Below are 16,794 nucleotides of genomic sequence, written 5' to 3' on the forward strand. Positions count from 1 at the left end.
CGGGCATGACCGACGTCGTCCACGAGGAGGGCCACGACAGCGACAAGGCCGCCGTGGTGGCCACCTTCCGGCAGGCCTCGCTCCCGGCGAAGACGCTGCTCGCGGGGGCGTTCGTCAACCGCCTCGGCGCCTTCCTGAACATCTTCCTGGTGTTGTTCCTGACCTCGCAGGGCTACTCGGACGGTCAGGCGGCGTTCGCGCTGGGTGTGTATGGCGGCGGCGCCATCGTGGGCGTGCTGCTGGGCGGGGCGCTGTCGATCAGGCTCGGCGCGCGCAACGCGAGCGTGCTGAGCATGGTCGGCGCGAGCGTGCCCCTGGCGGCCATCCTCTACCTGCCCTCATTCGGCCTGATCCTGGTCGCGGTGGCCCTGGTCAGCCTGGCCGGGCAGCTCTACCGCCCGGCGTCGGCCACCCTGCTCTCCGACCTCACCCCGGCGAACCGCCAGGTGATGATCTTCGCGATGTACCGCTTCGGGCTGAACCTGGGCGCCACCGTCGCGCCGCTGTTCGGATTCGCGCTGTACAACCTGGCGGGCCGCAGCTACGCACTGGTCTTCTGGGTCGAGGCGACGATCGCGCTCATCTACGCGACCATCGCGTGGCTGACGTTGCCGCCCCGATCAGCCGAACCGGGCGCGGCGGGCGCGCCCGCCGCCGCGGGCGCCGACGGGGAGGAAAGCGCGCGGGAGGCCGATCGGGTCGGGCGAGGCGGGTATCGCGCCATGCTGCGCGATCGTCGCTACATGCTCTACCTGACCGCGATCTTCTTCTTCGGGGTCGTCTACGTGCAGTACCTGTCCACGCTGCCGCTCGACGTCAAGGACAGCGGCGTGGCGATCTTCTGGTACACGCTGGCGGTGTCACTGAACGGCTTCATCGTCATCTCGTTCGAATTGCTGGTCACCAAGTACGCGCAGGCATGGTCGCAACGCCTGACCATGGCGTGGGCCCTGGTCCTGGTGGGCGTGGGCGTGGCCGTGTACGGACTGCCGCTGGGCCCGGCCGTGATCCTGCTCGGCACGCTGATCTGGTCGGTCGGCGAGATCCTCGGCGGTCCGGCCACCACCGCCTATCCGGTGGTCGCCGGACCCGCGCATCTCAAGAGCCACTACATCGGCGGTTTCCACTTCGCCTGGAGCCTGGGCGCGGCGGTCGGACCGGTCGTGGGCGGGTGGTTGTTCATTCGCTTCGGGCATCAGGTGTGGCCGGTGCTGACGGTGGGTTCGGTGTTGTCGATCGTGCTGGTGTTGGTGTCGGTGCGGGACGAACCGGCGGCGGAACCGGTGGGTTCCGATGCCGCCGACGCGTCGAGCAGCACGGCCGGCGCGTCGGGCGGGTGACGGGGAGGATGTGGCGGGGTGACCGGGGGCGGGCGTTGGTCGCGGCCGGGATCACCGTGTTGTTGTGGGCGTCGGCGTTCGTCGTCATCCGTGACGCGGCGCCGCACTTCTCCGCCGGCGCCCTGGCGCTGGGCAGACTGGTCCTGGGGGCGGTGGTACTGGGCCTGTTCCTGCTGGTGCGCGGCGAAGGAGTGCCGGCCCGTGCGGCGTGGCCGGGCATCCTCGGCTCGGGTGTGCTGTGGTTCGGCGTGTACTTCGTCGCGCTCAATCGCGGTGAGCAGGAGGTCGACGCGGGCACCGCGGCGCTGGTGGTCAACGTCGGCCCGATCCTGATCGCCCTGTTCGGCGGTTGGCTCCTGAAGGAGGGGTTCCCGCGGCAGTTGATGGTGGGCGTGGCACTGGCCTTCGCGGGCGCCGCGTTGGTCGGGTTCGCCGGCCTGGACGCCGGCCGCGCCCCGTTGGTGGGCGTACTGCTGTGACTGGTCGCGGCCGTGGGCAGCGCCGCCGGCGTGATGGCGCAAAAGCCCGCGCTCGGGCATGCCTCGGCGCTCCAGGTCACCACGTTCGGCTGCGCCGTCGGCGCGGTGGCGTGCCTGCCGTTCGCCGACGGCCTGGCGCACGATCTGGCGTCCGCGCCCCCGCGCGCCGTGCTCGGCATGGTCTATCTGGGCCTGTTCCCGACCGCGCTTGCCTTCTACACGTGGGCGTACGCGCTCTCGCGCACCACCGCCGGAAGGATGGGCGCGACGACGTATCTGGTGCCGGTCGTCGTCGTGCTGATGTCCTGGGCCCTCCTCGACGAAGTGCCCGAGCCGGTGGCACTGGTGGGCGGCGCACTGTGCCTGACGGGGGTGCTGGTCTCCCGGCGCGGACCCACGCCCGAGGCGTCGACGGCGGTGCGCGAGGGAATCAGAGGATCGAGGGCGGAACGTGTCGCTATCGTTGCGTACCGTCCGTGCCCGTCCGGGTGCGCCGAGGGAAGGCTCATGGTGTTCACAAGCGTTCTGATGGTCGAGCAGCCGCTGTCCGCGGCGGACGTCGAGCTCGTCACCACCCTCCACGACGACACGATGTCCTTCGTCGTGCTGATGCAGCCGCGCGGCAACGAGGACCGACTGCTGCGCTCGATCGACGACGTCGCGCTCGGAGAGCTGAAGCAGGCGGTCCACGAGGCGGACGAGCCGGAAGGCGAGGGAGCCGAGGGGCCCGCCGCCCTGGCACTGGAGCACTCGCTCCGAAGCCTGCGGGAGGCCGGCAGTGAGGCCGTGGGCCAACTCATCGAGGGCCACCCCTTGGACCTGCTGCGAACCGTGGTCGAACAGACGCACGCCGACGAGGTGATCGTGCTGACCGCCCCGCACCTGGTCGAGGAGTTCTTCCACCGGGACTGGGCCAGCCGGGCCCGCCACAAGGTGGGCGTTCCGGTGCTGAAGCTGTACGCCCACGACGACCAGGAGGAGTGACCCGGCACATCCGCGACGGCGGCGAGCCGAACGGACCCGCCGGTCGCCGCCGCCTGCCCCGGCACCACCGCCGCCCTCGCCGGCGCCGACGGTGAGATTGTTCAGGATCCCTGCCGGGGCGCCGATGGTCTCGGTGTGAATTTTTCGTTCCCGATTCCCGAATTCAAGGGCCTCCGGCCGCATCCGGCCGCTCCACCTCGGCCCGTGCCACCGGCACGCCGGCGACGTTGGACGGGGGTCGTCGTGGCGGTCGCCGTGACGTCCGCCCTGGTGACCGGCTCGGCGAGTCCGAGCCCGAAGCGGCCGGTCGCCTCGCTCGCGTCGACGAACACCAAGCAGGCGGCGGGCATCACGCTCGACGGTGACCACCTGACCCTCGCGCAGATGAAGGCCGTGCTGCACGGGAACGCGGGTGCGGTACGCCTGGCCCCGGCCGCCGCCACGCGCATGCGCACCGCCCGCACGGGAGCGTTGGCGGCGCTCGCCCGCGGGCAGCGCGTGTACGGCTGGAACCAGGCGCTGGGCCCGCTCAAGGACCATCCCCTCACCGACGAGCAACAACGCGACTTCCAACGCCGGGTCCTGCGCTCGCACGCCGCCGGTACCGGCGAGGAACTCTCCCCCGGCGTGGCCAGATTGGCCCTGGTGTTGCGGGCGAACGCGATGGCCCGGGCGAAAATGGGCGTGCGGCCCGAGATGGTCGAGCGCATGCTCGCGTTGGTCAACGCGGGCGTGACCCCGGTGATGCCCTCGATCGGCTCGCTGGGGACCGGAGACCTCCAGCCGATGGCCGCCGCGGGACTCGTGCTCACCGGCGACGCGGGCACCGCCCGGTACCGCGAGGGGCCCGCGCGCGGAGCCCGCGAGGCGCTCCAACAGGCGGGGCTGCCGGTCGAGTTCCCATTGGAAGCCGGTGAGACGCTGCCGCTGATCAGCGGCAGCGGTGTGCTGACGGCGCGTTACACGGCGTCGGTGGATCGCTCGGAACGGTTCCTGGACCAATTCCGGGGCGCGTTCGCGCTGTTCCTGGAGGCGACCCGGGCCGAGGCGAGTTCCCTGGACGAGCGCACCCACGCCGAGCGGCGCATCCCCGCCGAGGAGCACGAGGCGGCCCGGCTGCGCGAGTTGACCGACGACAGCGCGTGGATGACCGAGCAGGGCCGGGAGCGGTTCGGCGAGACGTCGCCGCGCGTGCAGGACGCGGTGTCCGTACGCGCCGCCCCGCACATCGTCGCGACCGCCCGGCAGACCCTGGACGAGGCGCAGACCATCATCACCCGCGAGGCCAACGCCTCGACCTCCAACCCGCTGTTGTTCGAACGTCCGGACGACACGTGGGAGTTCGTGATGGGCGGGAACTGGGACGGCGCACAGATCGGACACGCGATCGACACCCTCAACGCGCAGATCACCGACGTGTCCGTACTCTCGCACGAGTTGTCCGGACGGCTGATCGCCTCCAAGTGGAGCTACGGGCTCCCCGACAACCTCGCCGGCCCGCCGGTCGGACTCAACTCCGGCATGGTGCAGGTCCAGACCGTCGGCGCGGCGCTGATCCCGGAGATGCAGGCACGCGCGATGCCCGCCGGGGTGCTGTCCCGACCGGAGAAGTTCGGGCAGGAGGATCACAACACCATGGCCATGGCCTCGGCGCGCAACCTCGACGACAACCTGCACCGCGCCGAGATCGTGTTGGCCGTGCAGTTCCTCCTCGCCGCGCAGGGCATCGACCTGGCCCGTCCCACCATGGGCGACCTGCCGCTGGCCAAGGCCACCGACGAACTGCACCACCGCTTCCGCGAACGGGTACCCACCCTCGGTGAGGACCGCTGGATGACGCCCGACGTCGACACCGCCGTCGACATGGTCGCCCGTGGGACCCTGCGCCCCGACGGGGTCTGAGCCCCGCGCGACCCCGCCGGATCGGCGGCGTCGACGCGGGTCGACGCCGCCGACCGGGCCGGCCGTCCCGGAGCCGTCGAGCTCCGGGACCGGGGCGCGGCGTCTCCCGGGCGGCGGGGCGCATGATCGGCACCCTTCGGACCCGCGTCCGGGCCCGGGTCACTACGCTGCCGTCATGTCCTCGCACGAGCCGGTCCTGCCGCCGTGGATCGAAGGGGAGGTGTGCGGGTACTGCCCGTCGCTGCGCTTCGCTCCCGGCGAGTTCGACGTGGCCGACCGGCCGGACCCGGCGTGGCCGTGGCGCCCGGGCGAGGGACGCCGCATCGACGCCGAGTCGGGTGTGGGGGTGTGCGTGCATCCGCACAAGGTCCGCTTGCCGGTGGGCCGCTGGGGCAGCGAACGCCGAGCCCCGGACCTGTCCGCCTGGCACGCTCCCGAACCGGACGCCGCGCCCCCTCGGGACCCGGAACCCGCGCGGCCCGCCGAGCCGGTCGCGTTGTCCCCCGGCCTGCGACGCCTCCTTCGCGGCACACGTCCCACCGCGCGCAAGCCGCAGCGCGACGAGCGGCACCCTCCGGTGGTACGGCCCGCCAACTCTGTACCCGGCCTCGTGCTGCCCGAGGTTCCGACCGACGCCGACCGCCTCGTCCCATGGCTGCGCGAGGTGCTGGGCCGCGCGGAACCCGACCGGTTCGCCGACGTCCTCGACGCGGCCGAACACGCCGCCGCCGCAATCCACCCACCCGAAACGATCGTCGCCGCGCTGCGCGACGCGATGTCCTAGGCCCCTGTCCGGCGGATCTTGGTGGATCGGGCCGCGTCGTGAGCGCAGCGAGGAGCCCGAAGGGCGGATGCCGTGCATCGGCGTGCCGGAGAAGCAGCCGCATGGTGCTTCCATTCGGCTGCTTCTCCGGTGCGGCGAGGCGCGGTGCCGGGCGGCGCGGACCCACCAGGATTCGCCGGACAGGGCCTGGCCGCGGTTCATCGCGCGGAGCGCGGCCGGGGCCTCGGACCCGAGTCGACTGTCGTCGGGACTCGCACGTCGAGCACACGCCGGTGGGCGGGACCCCGAAGGAATCCCGCCCACCGGTGGGCCTCGACCGCGCGCGGGCGCGGGCTACGGCCGGTTCTCGACCGTGACCGTCTCGTTGTCCGAGTGCACCAGGAGTCGGTGCTTCCGGTCCGGTTGGTCGGCCATCCACGCCACCTGGTTCGGTACGTCGACGACCACCCGGGCCGGGTGTTCGCCGTGCGCGCGGGCCACGTGCTCACGCATCGCGACCTCCTCCGCGTGCAGTCGGGCCGGGGCCCCGGCCGGCAGGCCGTAGACGTAGGCCAGCCCGCCGGTCGGCCAGTCGGCCTGCTCCAGTACCGCCCGGTCCAGCCGGCTGGCGCCCCCGACGACCTGGGACATGCTCATCGCCGGGGCGTAGCGGCGCTCCAGGAGGAAGGCCCGCCGATCCGCGCCGGATTGCAGTTCCAGCACACTCGGCGGCGAGACCATGCTGACGTTGCGGAACGCGGCGCACAGCCGATCCCCCGCCAACACCTGGAAGTCGACGAAGAGCAGATCGCCCTCGGCTCCGGCCGGACGGGCCTCCACGCGCAGTTGCCCCTCCGTGGGGAACGGGGCGAACAGGTCCATCCGAACCAGGCCGTGTGGATAGGGCACCACGTTCGGCCCGACCTGGGGATAGGGCAACCAGAACACCCGATCGGCGATGATGTGCGTCGCCGCGTCGAGCAGCCCGGGATGCGTGAACGTCCCGGGGACGGAACCGCGTCGCGCGTCCAGGATGCCCACCGCGCCACCGCTGCCGTAGCCGACCTCGGTGAGGTACTGGAACGCCGGGCCGTGCGGCAGCCGATTGGTCAGATACGGCAGTTCCGCGCGCTGGGCGTCGGTGAGCGGCGGCAGCGGAGCCGGCGTTTCGGGCCGGTCGAAGGTGATCGTCGCCTCGGCCACGAGTTCGAACCGGGACAGCGCCTCGTTCCGGGCCGGCCGCCACATCAGCAGGCTGACGTGTACGTCCCGGTCCCGACCCGCGATCGGCTCGACCCTGGTGGCCAGACGGGTGGGGCTCACCACCGGGATCCAGCGCTGGAGGCGCAGTTCCCGCAGGCCGGTCGCCTGGAGACCGGTGTGCGTGCTCGCCGCCTGGAAGAGGTGGTCCACCGTGCACATCATCGGCAGCACCGGCAACGTCCAGGTGGGGCAGTGGTCCAGCACCCACGGATCGTCGTCGGGGCTGACCACGAACTCGCGCTCGGCCGGGCCGCGTTGCGGCGTCGGCATCGGCGCGGCGGCCTCGGCGATCGTGGCGACTTCGGCGGCCGGTTCGGCCGGCCGCACCGGGGCGATCGCGGCGACCGGAGGCACCGGCTCCGCCGATCCCACCGGATGCGGTACGGGTGCGCCCGCCTGCGGCACATGCGGTACGGGTACCACCGCCTCCGACGGATGCGGATCCCGGAACGCGCTAGCGACCTCGAGCAGCGCTCGGGCCGCCCGCTGCTGCATCTCCAGGAACAGCAGGTGGTTCTCGTGCCGAGCGTTCAGGAACTGCAGATGGGATCTGCCCACGAGCCGCTGGTGGGCGCTGAGCGCGGCCGGTACCAGGCTTTCCTCGACCGACACGTGGCTCGGCGTCGGCGGAGGCGGCGGGGCCGCGGCCATTGCCGTAGCCGGGACCGGGACCGGGACCGGGACCGCGGCCGAAGTCCGGGCCGGCGCCTGTGCACCGGCACCGATCTCGACCGCCGGCACCGCGCGGGCCGCCGGAAGCGCCACGAGCTCGCGCGCCGGGCGCGCCTCCTGGAGCCGGAGCACGGTCCTGAGGTCGAAGAACGCGATGCTGGACAGACGCCGGGCGGGCGTCTCCCCTTCGGCCCTCCGGCCCAGTGTCGCGAAACCGGTCTCGGCCGGCGCCGTGTCCCCCGCGTTCAGGACCAGTTCGGCCGGCGGCGCCCCGAGCGCGGCGACGCTCACCTTCGCCCGGGTCAACTCCGGCCGTGGCACTGCCACGCCACCCAGGGTGGGCACGCTGCGGTGGTACAGGGCCACGGTCGCACAGGCCACACTCAGGAGGCCGGCGGCGCAGTGCGGGCGACCGAACAGGCCGGACGGATCCAACCGGTCCGACCGGTCCGACCGGCCCGACCGGCCCGACTGCGCGGGCGCCGATTCGAGGTCGCCGACCACCAGATCGACGGCGTCCGACGCCGCCGCTCCCTCGGCCGAGTCCCGGTCCCGGTCCCGGTCCTGCGGTTCGATCACGGCGAGGACGGGGTCGCCGTCCCGGCGCGCGTGGTCGAGTCGCTTCAGGGCCAGCACCACGGCCGCGTTTCCCTCGGCTCCGGGGAGTCCGAGGTCACGGACGACCGCGCGGTGGACCACCGTGGAGGCGAGGTCGACCGCGCCCACGAGTGCCGCGTCGCTCGCCCCACTGCCGATCGCGTCGACCGCCATGTCGAGCGCCCGGATCCCGGATGCCTCCTCGGCGCAGACCGCGACGCTGTGGTCGGTCAGCCGAAGCTGCGCGCTGATCCGGTTGGCGGCGATGTTGCCCAGGCCCCCGAGCGACCACGGCGGGCAGTTCAACGGGTCGGCGACGCGGTCCTCGGAGGACGCCTCGGCCGCCGCCGACCGGCGGGCCTCCAGGGTGGTGCGGTTGTGCCAGACCGAGAACTCGGCGTGCACGGTCGCCGCGCCCACCCCGACGAGCACCATGGTGCGCTCTTCGGGCAGTTCCAGCGCGCGGGCGGCGTCACGGGCGGCCTCCAGCACCAACAGGTGTTCGCCGGAGGTCTGGAGCATGTCGTTGGGCGGCATGCGCAGGCCGTCCACGCGCAGTTCGACCGTACGCGGCGGTCGCAGCCTGGGCTCGCCCGCCAGCAGGGCGTCGACGAAGTCGCCCGTGGTGTCGCCGTCACCGACGCGGGCGCCGAGGCCGACGACCGCCACTTGGTGCCGGCGGCGCGCGGCGGGGCCGGGCACGGCCACGCCGGGGAAGGAGACCGACGCCCGGTCGGCGGTGTTCCAGGCGTCCACGACCAGGTGGGCGTTGACACCGCCGAAGCCGAATCCGCTCACCGCGGCGCGCCGAAGACCCCGCCACTCCTCCGGCCGGGCCAACGGGCGCAACGGTGTGCCGCGCATGGCGTCGATGGCCTCGTCGGCACCGACGGTGGGCGGCAGCGTGCCGTGTTCCATCGCGCCCAGCACCTTGAGCAGCGCGGCGCCCGACGCGGCGGTGAGTGGATGGCCGAGGTTGCCCTTGACCGAACCGACCGGCAGGTCCGTACGTTCGGCGAAGATCCGGGCCGCGCAGCCCGCCTCCACGGTGTCGCCGACCGCGGTGCCGGTGGCGTGGCACTCCAGCAGGGACACCGTCTTGGGATCGATGCCCGCAGCCTGGTAGGCCAGGCTCATCGCACGTTGTTGCCGGCCGCCGTCCGGGACGAGCATGCCGCCCCGGCCGCCGTCGTTGGTCGCCCCGATGCCGCGGATCACGCCCAGGACGGGCACGTCCGCGGCCAGGGCGTCCTCCAACCGCATGAGGGCGACCATGGCGGTCCCCTCCGCGGGGACCAGACCGTCGGCGTCCCGGTGGAAGGGCCGGGAGCGTCCGCTGGGGCTCAGTGCCCCCAGCCGACCCATGCCGTGGCTGATGATCTCGGGCGCGCCGCCGTTGAGCGCCCCGGCGACCATCAGGTCCGCCTGCCGGAAGGAGAGCTTCCGACAGGCGAGTTCGATCGCGTACAGCACCGACGCGCAGGCCGCTTCCAGGACCACCGCGCCCGCGCGCAGCTCGAACGCCCGGGCCACCAGTTGCGCCGGAAGCCCGAAGCAGAATCGGCTCGCCGGGATCGGCGCGTGCCGGTCGTGCCGGGGCCACCCGGCCCGGACCTCGGCCGGCTGCGAGCGCAGCCAGACGTCCTCGGCGTAGGCGGTCATCGACGTGGTCGGGCACGAGATGTTGCCCAGGACCAGACCGGCGCGTGGCTGCAGGCCGAGTCGGCCGACCTCGGCGAGTGCCTGCCGGGTCGCGTGCATGACCCAGCGGACGGTCGGATCCAGGCCCATGACCTGTTCGGCGTCGATGGCCAGGCCGTTCGGGTCGAAGCGTTCCTCGAACCCGGTGACATGGCCGAACACGGTGCTCGCGGGGTCGGCCCCGCTCCAATCGGGTCCGGCCTTCGAGCGCCCGATGGAGAACGGGGTCAGTCGTACCGCGCCGGAGACCACGGTGTCCCACAGTTCGGCGGGATCGTTGGCTCCGGGCAGAACGCAGCCGCGTCCCACGATGGCGATGGCGGGAAAGTTCATGCCCCTCACGCGTCCGTCGAGATCAACGCCGCAGTTCGCTGCGGGCTGGACAGGTCCGGGCGGTAGACCATCTCCACGCCGGCGAGCACGCCCAGGACCCGCTCCGCGCCCTCGTGCTCGGTGGTGAGCCAGATGTCGCAGATCGCGTTGTCGGTGCCCTGCATGACGCTGTGGACGGTGCACTTGACCGGGGTGTCCACGGCGCCCGTCGACAACACGCGTACCTCACGAACGCCCATCGGCAGGGACTGCACGCTGGCCGAGGACAACACCCACAGGCAGGCCGCCTGGAGCGCGCCGTCCAGGACGAGCGGGTCGGTCTGCCAGGCGTCGTGCGCCCAGCCGAGCTGCCGCAGCCCGACGAGATCGCAGGTCGCCCCGGCGGAACTCAGCCCGTTGATCGTGGTGATGGCGTGGAAGAGCGGTCCGTGGAAGAGCATGGCCCCGTCGTAGACGGCGCTGCCCGGGTGTACCTCGAAGCTCTCGTCGACGGGCTCCGCGGCCGGGGCGGTCAACGTCGCGACCTCGCCCGGACCCGCGAGGGCCGCGTAGTGCAGGGCGCCGTCGGCACTCTTGAGTTCCAGGCGCAGCGGGGCGTCCGGCTGGGTGGCGTCGGGGCGCGCGTGCACCCGCAGCCGAGTCTCCTCCACACCGAACTTGTCCAGTGCGACGGCGCGCAGCACGCGCAGGTCACGGACCAGTACGGAATCCTGGTCGGGCAGGGCCGTACGCGCGGCGCGGGCGAACCATTCCAGCACCAGGGCCACCGGCACCACGGGGCGTCCCGCGATGCTGTGGTCGACCAGGTAGGGGTGGGTGTCGGCGCCGACCAGAATCTCGGTGACGCCGCCGTGGTCGGTCCCGACGGCGGGACCGGCCGCGCCGGCGGCGATCGAGACGCAGGCCGGACCGGACTGCTCGAGTTCGGTCATGAACGCCTGGACGCCCGCGCTCTCTTCCAGGAGCGGGACGCCGAGCCGACGGAAGTGCTCGGCGTGCGCGGGGGAAACCATGCCGGCGGCCCAGGGGCCCCAGGCCACGGCTCGCACGGTGCACTCCGGGCGGTGGGCCGCCTCGGTCGCGGTGATCTGCTCCATGGCCTGGTTGGCCGCCGCGTAGTCGCTCTGCCCGGCGGTACCCAGTCGCGCGCTGACCGAGGAGAAGGCGCACACCAGGCGCACCGGGTCGTTGTCGGTCAGCTCCAGGAGGGTGCGGAATCCGCGCACCTTGGTGTCGTAGACGGAGGTGAACTGGGCCTGGGTCTTGTCCGAGATGTTGCTGTCGGCGATGACACCGGCGGCGTGGATGATGCCCGTGATCGGGCCCCAGTCCCGGCGTACCTCGGCCAGTGCCTCGAAGACCCGCTCGCGGTCGGTCGCGTCGGCGGTGACGTAGCGGGTCTCCGCTCCGGCGACGGCCAGCAGGTCCAGGGTGGTGCGGATCTCGCGGGAGGCGAGCACCCGGCCGGAGGCGACGGCGAGTTCGGCCAGGGTCGGGGTGGCGCCGGTGTTCTCGTCGCGACGGTTGCTCAGCACCTTGCGGATGGCGGTCTCGTCCGCGGCGCCGCGCAGTTCGTCGTCCTCGTCGACGGGGCGGGTCCGGCCCAGGAGCAGGAACTTGGGCCGGTGGGCGCCGGCCAGGGCGATCAGGCAGGACGCGGTGATGCCGCGGGCTCCGCCGGTGACCACGATCACCGGGTCCGGTCCGAGGTCGAGCGGGCGCGGTGTGCCGAGGGTCTCGGTGGTGCCGCGGAGCAGCGCGCGCGAGCCGTCGGCGGTCAGCGCGACGTCGGTGGTGTCGTCGCCGTGCAGGAGCTCGGTGGCGATGGCCTGGGCGAGGTCCTGGGGCGCGCGGGCGGCCCGCTCGATGTCGATCGTCTTGATCGAGGCGTGCGCCCATTCGTTCGCGGCGGTCCGGGCCAGCGCGGCGATGCCGGCGCAGCCCTCGCGACCGCGGATGCCGGAGGTGCCGAACGCGCCGCCGGTGTCCTGGACGACGACCAGGACGCCGCCTCGGCGCTCCATGGCCTCGGCGATGGTGTGCAGGGTCGTGAAGACCTCGCGGGTGGGTGCGTCCGGGTCCTGCTCCGGGTCGATCTCGCGCAGGCCGGCGAGGACGATCACGGCGGTGGAGTCCTCGGTCACCCGGTCGGTGACGGAGACCTTGATGCCCTCGCGGCGCAGCGTCTCCGCCAGGCATTCGGCGACGCCGGTGCCGTCGTCGGTGATCAACAGCGGTTGTTCGCGCAGGCCCTTGAGGGGGCCGCCGTTCGCGGCCTCGGTGGGTACCAGGGTGGTGCCGGTGCGCAGGACCGTGAGCTGGGGCGCGGCGTGCTTGGCCTGTGCGGGGATCTGCTCCTGCGCGCGGGCGGCCGGCGCGGCGGGCGCGACCGGGGCCGGGGTCTGCGGGGTCGCGACGTCGGGCGCCCGGAGGGAGGTGATCTTGTCGGCGATGGCGGCGATCGTACGCAGCCGGGCCAGGTCCGCCGGGTCGACGTTCGCCTCGTCCGGGAAGTGGTCCCGCAACCGGGTCAGGATCTGCACCCGCTTGATCGAGTCGACACCCAGGTCGACCTCGAGGTCCATGTCCGGCGTGAGCATCTCCACCGGATAACCCGTCAGTTCCGCCACGATCGCCAGCGCCACGTCCGCGCCGCTCTCCTGGGCCGGAGCCGAGGCCGATTCCGGAAGCGGGGCCAGGGCCGGGGCCGGGACGGAGGCGAGCGCCCGGGTCTGCGGGGTCGCGCCGTTCGGTGCCCGGAGCGAGGTGATCTTGTCGGCGATGGCGGCGATCGTACGCAGCCGGGCCAGGTCCGCCGGGTCGACGTTCGCCTCGTCCGGGAAGTGGTCCCGCAACCGGGTCAGGATCTGCACCCGCTTGATCGAGTCGACACCCAGGTCGACCTCGAGGTCCATGTCCGGCGTGAGCATCTCCACCGGATAACCCGTCAGTTCCGCCACGATCGCCAGCGCCACGTCCGCGCCGCTCTCCTGGGCGGGGGCCGCGGGCGCCGCGACCGGAGCCGGGGCCGGGGCGGAGGTGAGGGCGGGGGCGGGGGCGGCGGTCGGCGCCGGGATCTGCCGGAGCGCGGGCGCCGCGTGCACGGCGGCCGGTTGCGCCGGGGGCCGGGGCTGGGCCGGGGCGACCTGGGCCGCCGGCACGGGCGGCCGAGCCTGGGTGACCGGGGTCGGCGGGTACTGCGTCACCGCGGCGGGCGCGGGGCTGATCTCCCGGGGGGTGTGCGGCCGGGCCTCCAACGCCTGCGGGGCCGGTGCGAGCGGGGCGGGCGCGGGCATGAGCGCGGGCGCCGGAGCGGGCGCCGGAGCCGCCACGGCACGGGGCTCGGCACCGGGCTGCCAGGCCATCAGGCCGTCCAGCGAGGTCCTGGCCAGGTCGAGGTAGGAGGCGTGACTGGCCGAGGTGGTGCTCTGGTACGCGCTGTGCGCGTCGCTCGCCTGCCGTTGTACCTCGAGGAAGGCGTGCAGCCAGGCACCGGACGAGGTCACCGGCGACCAGGTGGACCCGGACGAGGTGACGTCGTGCGTCGTCGCCTCCGCGACCGGTGCCTCGTAGGTCCGCACCGGCACGGCGGGCGTCTGCTGCGCGGGCACGGGAACGGGCGCGGGCACCGGTGCGGCCGGCGCCACCGGGGCGGGCGCGGCGTACTGCGCCACCGGAGCCGTCGGGGCGTATTGCGCCACCGGAGCGGGCGCGGGGTACTGCGTCACCGGCTCGGGCGCGGCGTACGGTGCCACGGCCGCGGGCGGAAGCGCGGCCTGGACGAGGGCGGGCGGTGGTGCCTGGGTGACGGCCGCGGGCGTCGGCGGCGGCGCTTGGTGCACCGCGGCGACCGGCGCGGTCGGGGTCGTCGGCGGGCCGGCCTGCCTGAACCCGGCGGCCGACTCGCGTACGGCGGGCGCGGCAGGGGTCTTCTCGCGGTGACCCACATCGGGGTTGGGACCGGAGATGGGGATGGTCATACCCGTCCTTGTTGACGATGGCGAAGGAGTGCTCGAGGTGAACGCAGCCCACAGCGGGGCGAAGTCCAGGGGGCGTCCGGCGACGGCCAGCGCGCCCAGGACGCGGTGCAGTGCGGTGAGTCCGGATCCCCGGGTCTGGTCCGCGCTCAGCGCGACGTGCGGACGGTCCGCGAGGATCCGACCGACCAGGCCGGTGAGTACGGTTCCCGGCCCGGCCTCGACGAACGTGCGGACGCCGTCATCGTGCATGGCCAGGATCATTTCGGCGAAGCGCACGGAGGAGGTGACGTGATCGCGCAGCACGGTGCGGATCTCGGGCGCCGTGTCCGGATACGGCTTGGCGTCGGCGTTGCCGTAGACCGGCAGTCGAGGCGCCGTGAAATCGTGTTGTTCCAGGGTGGGCCGCCACCCGGAGGTCGCGGACTGCAGCAGCGGACTGTGGAAGGCGCACGAGACCGCGAGCCGCTGGGTGGGCAGTTGCTGCTCCAGGGCGCGTTGCTCCACCTTGGCGATCGCGGACTCGGCGCCCGAGATCACGTGCTGCGTCGGGGAGTTGTAATTGGCGACCCAGGCCCTGCGGATGCCGCGCACCAGGTCGTCCGCTTCCTTGCTGGAGGCGGTGACCGCGAGCATCGCGCCGGAGACCTTGCTCGCGTCGCGCAGGAGTTCGCCGCGGGCGCGGGCCAGGGACATCAGCGTGGCGTCGTCGTAGACACCGGCCGCGTGCAGGGCCGAGAGTTCGCCGAAGCTGTGGCCCGCCACGCAGTCCGGCACGAAGCCGACCGCGCCCAGGATCTCCTGGATCATCAACGCGTGTGCGGCGAGCGCGGGTTGCGCGCACTCGGTGGCCTTGAGCCGCTCGGCGTGCTCGCGCTCGGCCGCCTGGTCCGCCACCGGCGGCGGGAAGACGCTGCGGTGCAGGGGGCGTCCGTCGATCGCGAAGTCGGCCACCGCGTCCCACGCGGCGAGCGCGCGCGGTTGATGCAGCACGACGTCGATCCCCATGTCGGGGTACTGGCTGCCCTGTCCCGGGAACAGCAGCGCGATCTTGTCGGTCGAGGCGGCGCCGCACGCGTAGCGCATGCCGGCGGGCGTGTGGAACCCGCTCTGCGGTTCCGCCGAGATCCGGCGTCGGGCGTCGGATGCCTGGGCCCGAAGCTCGTCCTCGTCGCGCGCGACCAGGCACAGCCGGTGTTTCGCCGCGGCTTCGAAGGCGAGTTGGGTACGACGTGCCAGGTCGTGCAACGGCGCGGTGTCCGCGGTCAGCGCGTCCAGCGCCGCGACCAGCGCGGGACCGGACTCTGCGCTCAACAGGACCAGTTCGCTCGGAGCGGTGCGGGTGTACGCGTCGACCGCCGGGGCGGACTCTTCGGTGCGGTGCTCCTCGAGCGTGACGTGGAAGTTGGTCCCGCCGAACCCGAAGCTGGAGACCGAGGCCCGGCGCGGGTGTTCGCTGCCCCGGATCCAGGGTCGGGTCCGGGTGCTCAGGTAGAAGGGACCCTTTTCCAGTTCCAGGGCCGGGTCGGCCCGGTCCGCCTTGAGCGTGGGCGGCAGGATCTTGTGGTGCAGCGCGAGGGCGGCCTTGGCCAGTCCGACCGCGCCCGCGGCCGTACGGGTGTGGCCGATCTGCGACTTGACCGATCCGAGTGCGCAGCGCGCGATGTCGGCCGGGTCACCGGTGCCGAACACCTCTTGCAGGGCCGTGACTTCGGCGGTGTCGCCGGCCTTGGTGCCGGTGCCGTGCGCCTCGATCAGTTCCACCGTCGCGGGGCTGTAGCCCGCACTGGCGTAGGCCCGGTGCAACGCGCGGACCTGACCGGCGACGGCGGGGGCGTAGATCGAGGATCCGCGTCCGTCGGAGGAGGTTCCGACGCCGCGGATCACCGCGTAGACGCGGTCGCCGTCGCGCTCGGCGTCCGCCAGCCGCTTGAGCATGACCATGGCCACGGCCTCGCCCAGGAGGGTGCCGTCGGCCTCGGCGGAGAAGGGCCGGCACTCGCCCGACGGGGACAGCGCCGGGGTCTTGCTGAAGCAGGTGAACCCGAACGCGTCACACAGCGGGTCCACGCCACCGGTGATCATCATGTCGGCGCGGCCGAGCGTGAGTTCGTCGATGGCGGCGCTCATCGCCGAGAGCGAGCTGGCGCAGGCCGCGTCGGTGGTGTAATTGCTGCCGTGCAGGTCGAAGTGGCGGGCGACGCGTCCGGCGATGACGTTGGTGAGCATGCCCGGGAAGGAGCTTTCCTTCCATACGGGATACGAGGCCGAGATCGCGTCGCACAACTCGTCGGCCTTGTGCTCGTCGACGCCACCGGCCAGCATGACCCGGCGCCAGGTGGGCCGTTGGGACCGGAACGACATGCGGAAGGCCAGTTCGGTGGGACTGGCGCCGAGGATGATGCCGGTGCGTTCGCGCAGCGTCTCGGACGGCCCCTGCTCACCGCAGGCGTCGCGCAGAACGCGTTCGGCCGCGATCAGGCTGAGCAGTTGCGCGGTGTCGGTGGCGTCGATGGTCGACGGCGGAGTGCCGAAGGCCAGCGGGTCGAACGCCACCGGCGACATGAACGCCCCGCGCTTGCCGTACGTCTTGTCGGGGGCGGTGGGGTCGCTCGAGTAGTGATCGCTCACGAGCCAGTGGGTTTCCGGCACGTCTCGGATGAGGTCGCGGGCGTGAACCAGGTCGCGCCAGAACCCGGCGACGTCCGCGGAGCCGGGCACCAGGGTGCTCAGACCGATGACGGCGATGGGCGGCTGCGAGGGGCGGGAACTCTCGGGCACGG

Annotated in this window: 6 protein-coding genes and 1 pseudogene; 5 read left to right on the top strand and 2 right to left on the bottom strand. The window is 73.0% G+C overall.

What is annotated here, in order from left to right; all coding sequences use genetic code 11:
- The first annotated feature begins 5 nt into the window (after window positions 1–5).
- From ACIBSV_RS20340 to ACIBSV_RS20360, 5 genes and pseudogenes are all read left to right on the top strand, one after another.
- On the top strand, window positions 6–1,340 hold the full coding sequence (locus tag ACIBSV_RS20340; protein ID WP_395864865.1) for an MFS transporter: 1,335 nt from the start codon (window positions 6–8) through the stop codon (window positions 1,338–1,340).
- Window positions 1,341–1,348: 8 nt separating this feature from the next.
- Window positions 1,349–2,248 (top strand): annotated as a pseudogene (locus tag ACIBSV_RS20345) (DMT family transporter); the annotation flags it as partial.
- Window positions 2,249–2,329: 81 nt separating this feature from the next.
- On the top strand, window positions 2,330–2,803 hold the full coding sequence (locus ACIBSV_RS20350) for an indole-3-glycerol phosphate synthase (protein ID WP_395865274.1): 474 nt from the start codon (window positions 2,330–2,332) through the stop codon (window positions 2,801–2,803).
- A gap of 243 nt (window positions 2,804–3,046) precedes the next feature.
- Complete coding sequence (gene hutH, locus ACIBSV_RS20355) at window positions 3,047–4,705, top strand: histidine ammonia-lyase (RefSeq protein ID WP_395864867.1); 1,659 nt, start codon at window positions 3,047–3,049, stop codon at window positions 4,703–4,705.
- A 175-nt stretch (window positions 4,706–4,880) separates the two neighbouring features.
- Window positions 4,881–5,489, top strand: coding sequence for a hypothetical protein (locus tag ACIBSV_RS20360; protein ID WP_395864869.1), 609 nt, complete (start codon window positions 4,881–4,883; stop codon window positions 5,487–5,489).
- Between the two features lie 333 nt (window positions 5,490–5,822).
- On the opposite strand, the gene ACIBSV_RS20365 is transcribed toward ACIBSV_RS20360, so the two are convergent.
- Together ACIBSV_RS20365 and ACIBSV_RS20370 are read right to left on the bottom strand one after the other, a co-directional pair.
- Window positions 5,823–10,034, bottom strand: a complete 4,212-nt coding sequence (locus tag ACIBSV_RS20365) for a beta-ketoacyl synthase N-terminal-like domain-containing protein (RefSeq protein WP_395864871.1) — start codon at window positions 10,032–10,034, stop codon at window positions 5,823–5,825.
- A 5-nt stretch (window positions 10,035–10,039) separates the two neighbouring features.
- The gene (locus ACIBSV_RS20370; protein ID WP_395864873.1) at window positions 10,040–16,792 is read right to left on the bottom strand and encodes an SDR family NAD(P)-dependent oxidoreductase; all 6,753 of its coding nucleotides are present in this window, start codon (window positions 16,790–16,792) and stop codon (window positions 10,040–10,042) included.
- Between the last annotated feature and the right edge of the window lie 2 nt (window positions 16,793–16,794).

It is taken from the genome of Embleya sp. NPDC050154, from assembly GCF_044460165.1.
GTDB lineage: Bacteria > Actinomycetota > Actinomycetes > Streptomycetales > Streptomycetaceae > Embleya.

What these genes read in the sequence shown, in the direction of transcription:
- ACIBSV_RS20365 (WP_395864871.1), bottom strand. Translation starts at nt 10,034, where the DNA reads ATGAACTTTCCCGCCATCGCCATCGTGGGACGCGGCTGCGTTCTGCCC.
- ACIBSV_RS20340 (WP_395864865.1), top strand. Translation starts at nt 6, where the DNA reads ATGACCGACGTCGTCCACGAGGAGGGCCACGACAGCGACAAGGCCGCC.
- ACIBSV_RS20360 (WP_395864869.1), top strand. Translation starts at nt 4,881, where the DNA reads ATGTCCTCGCACGAGCCGGTCCTGCCGCCGTGGATCGAAGGGGAGGTG.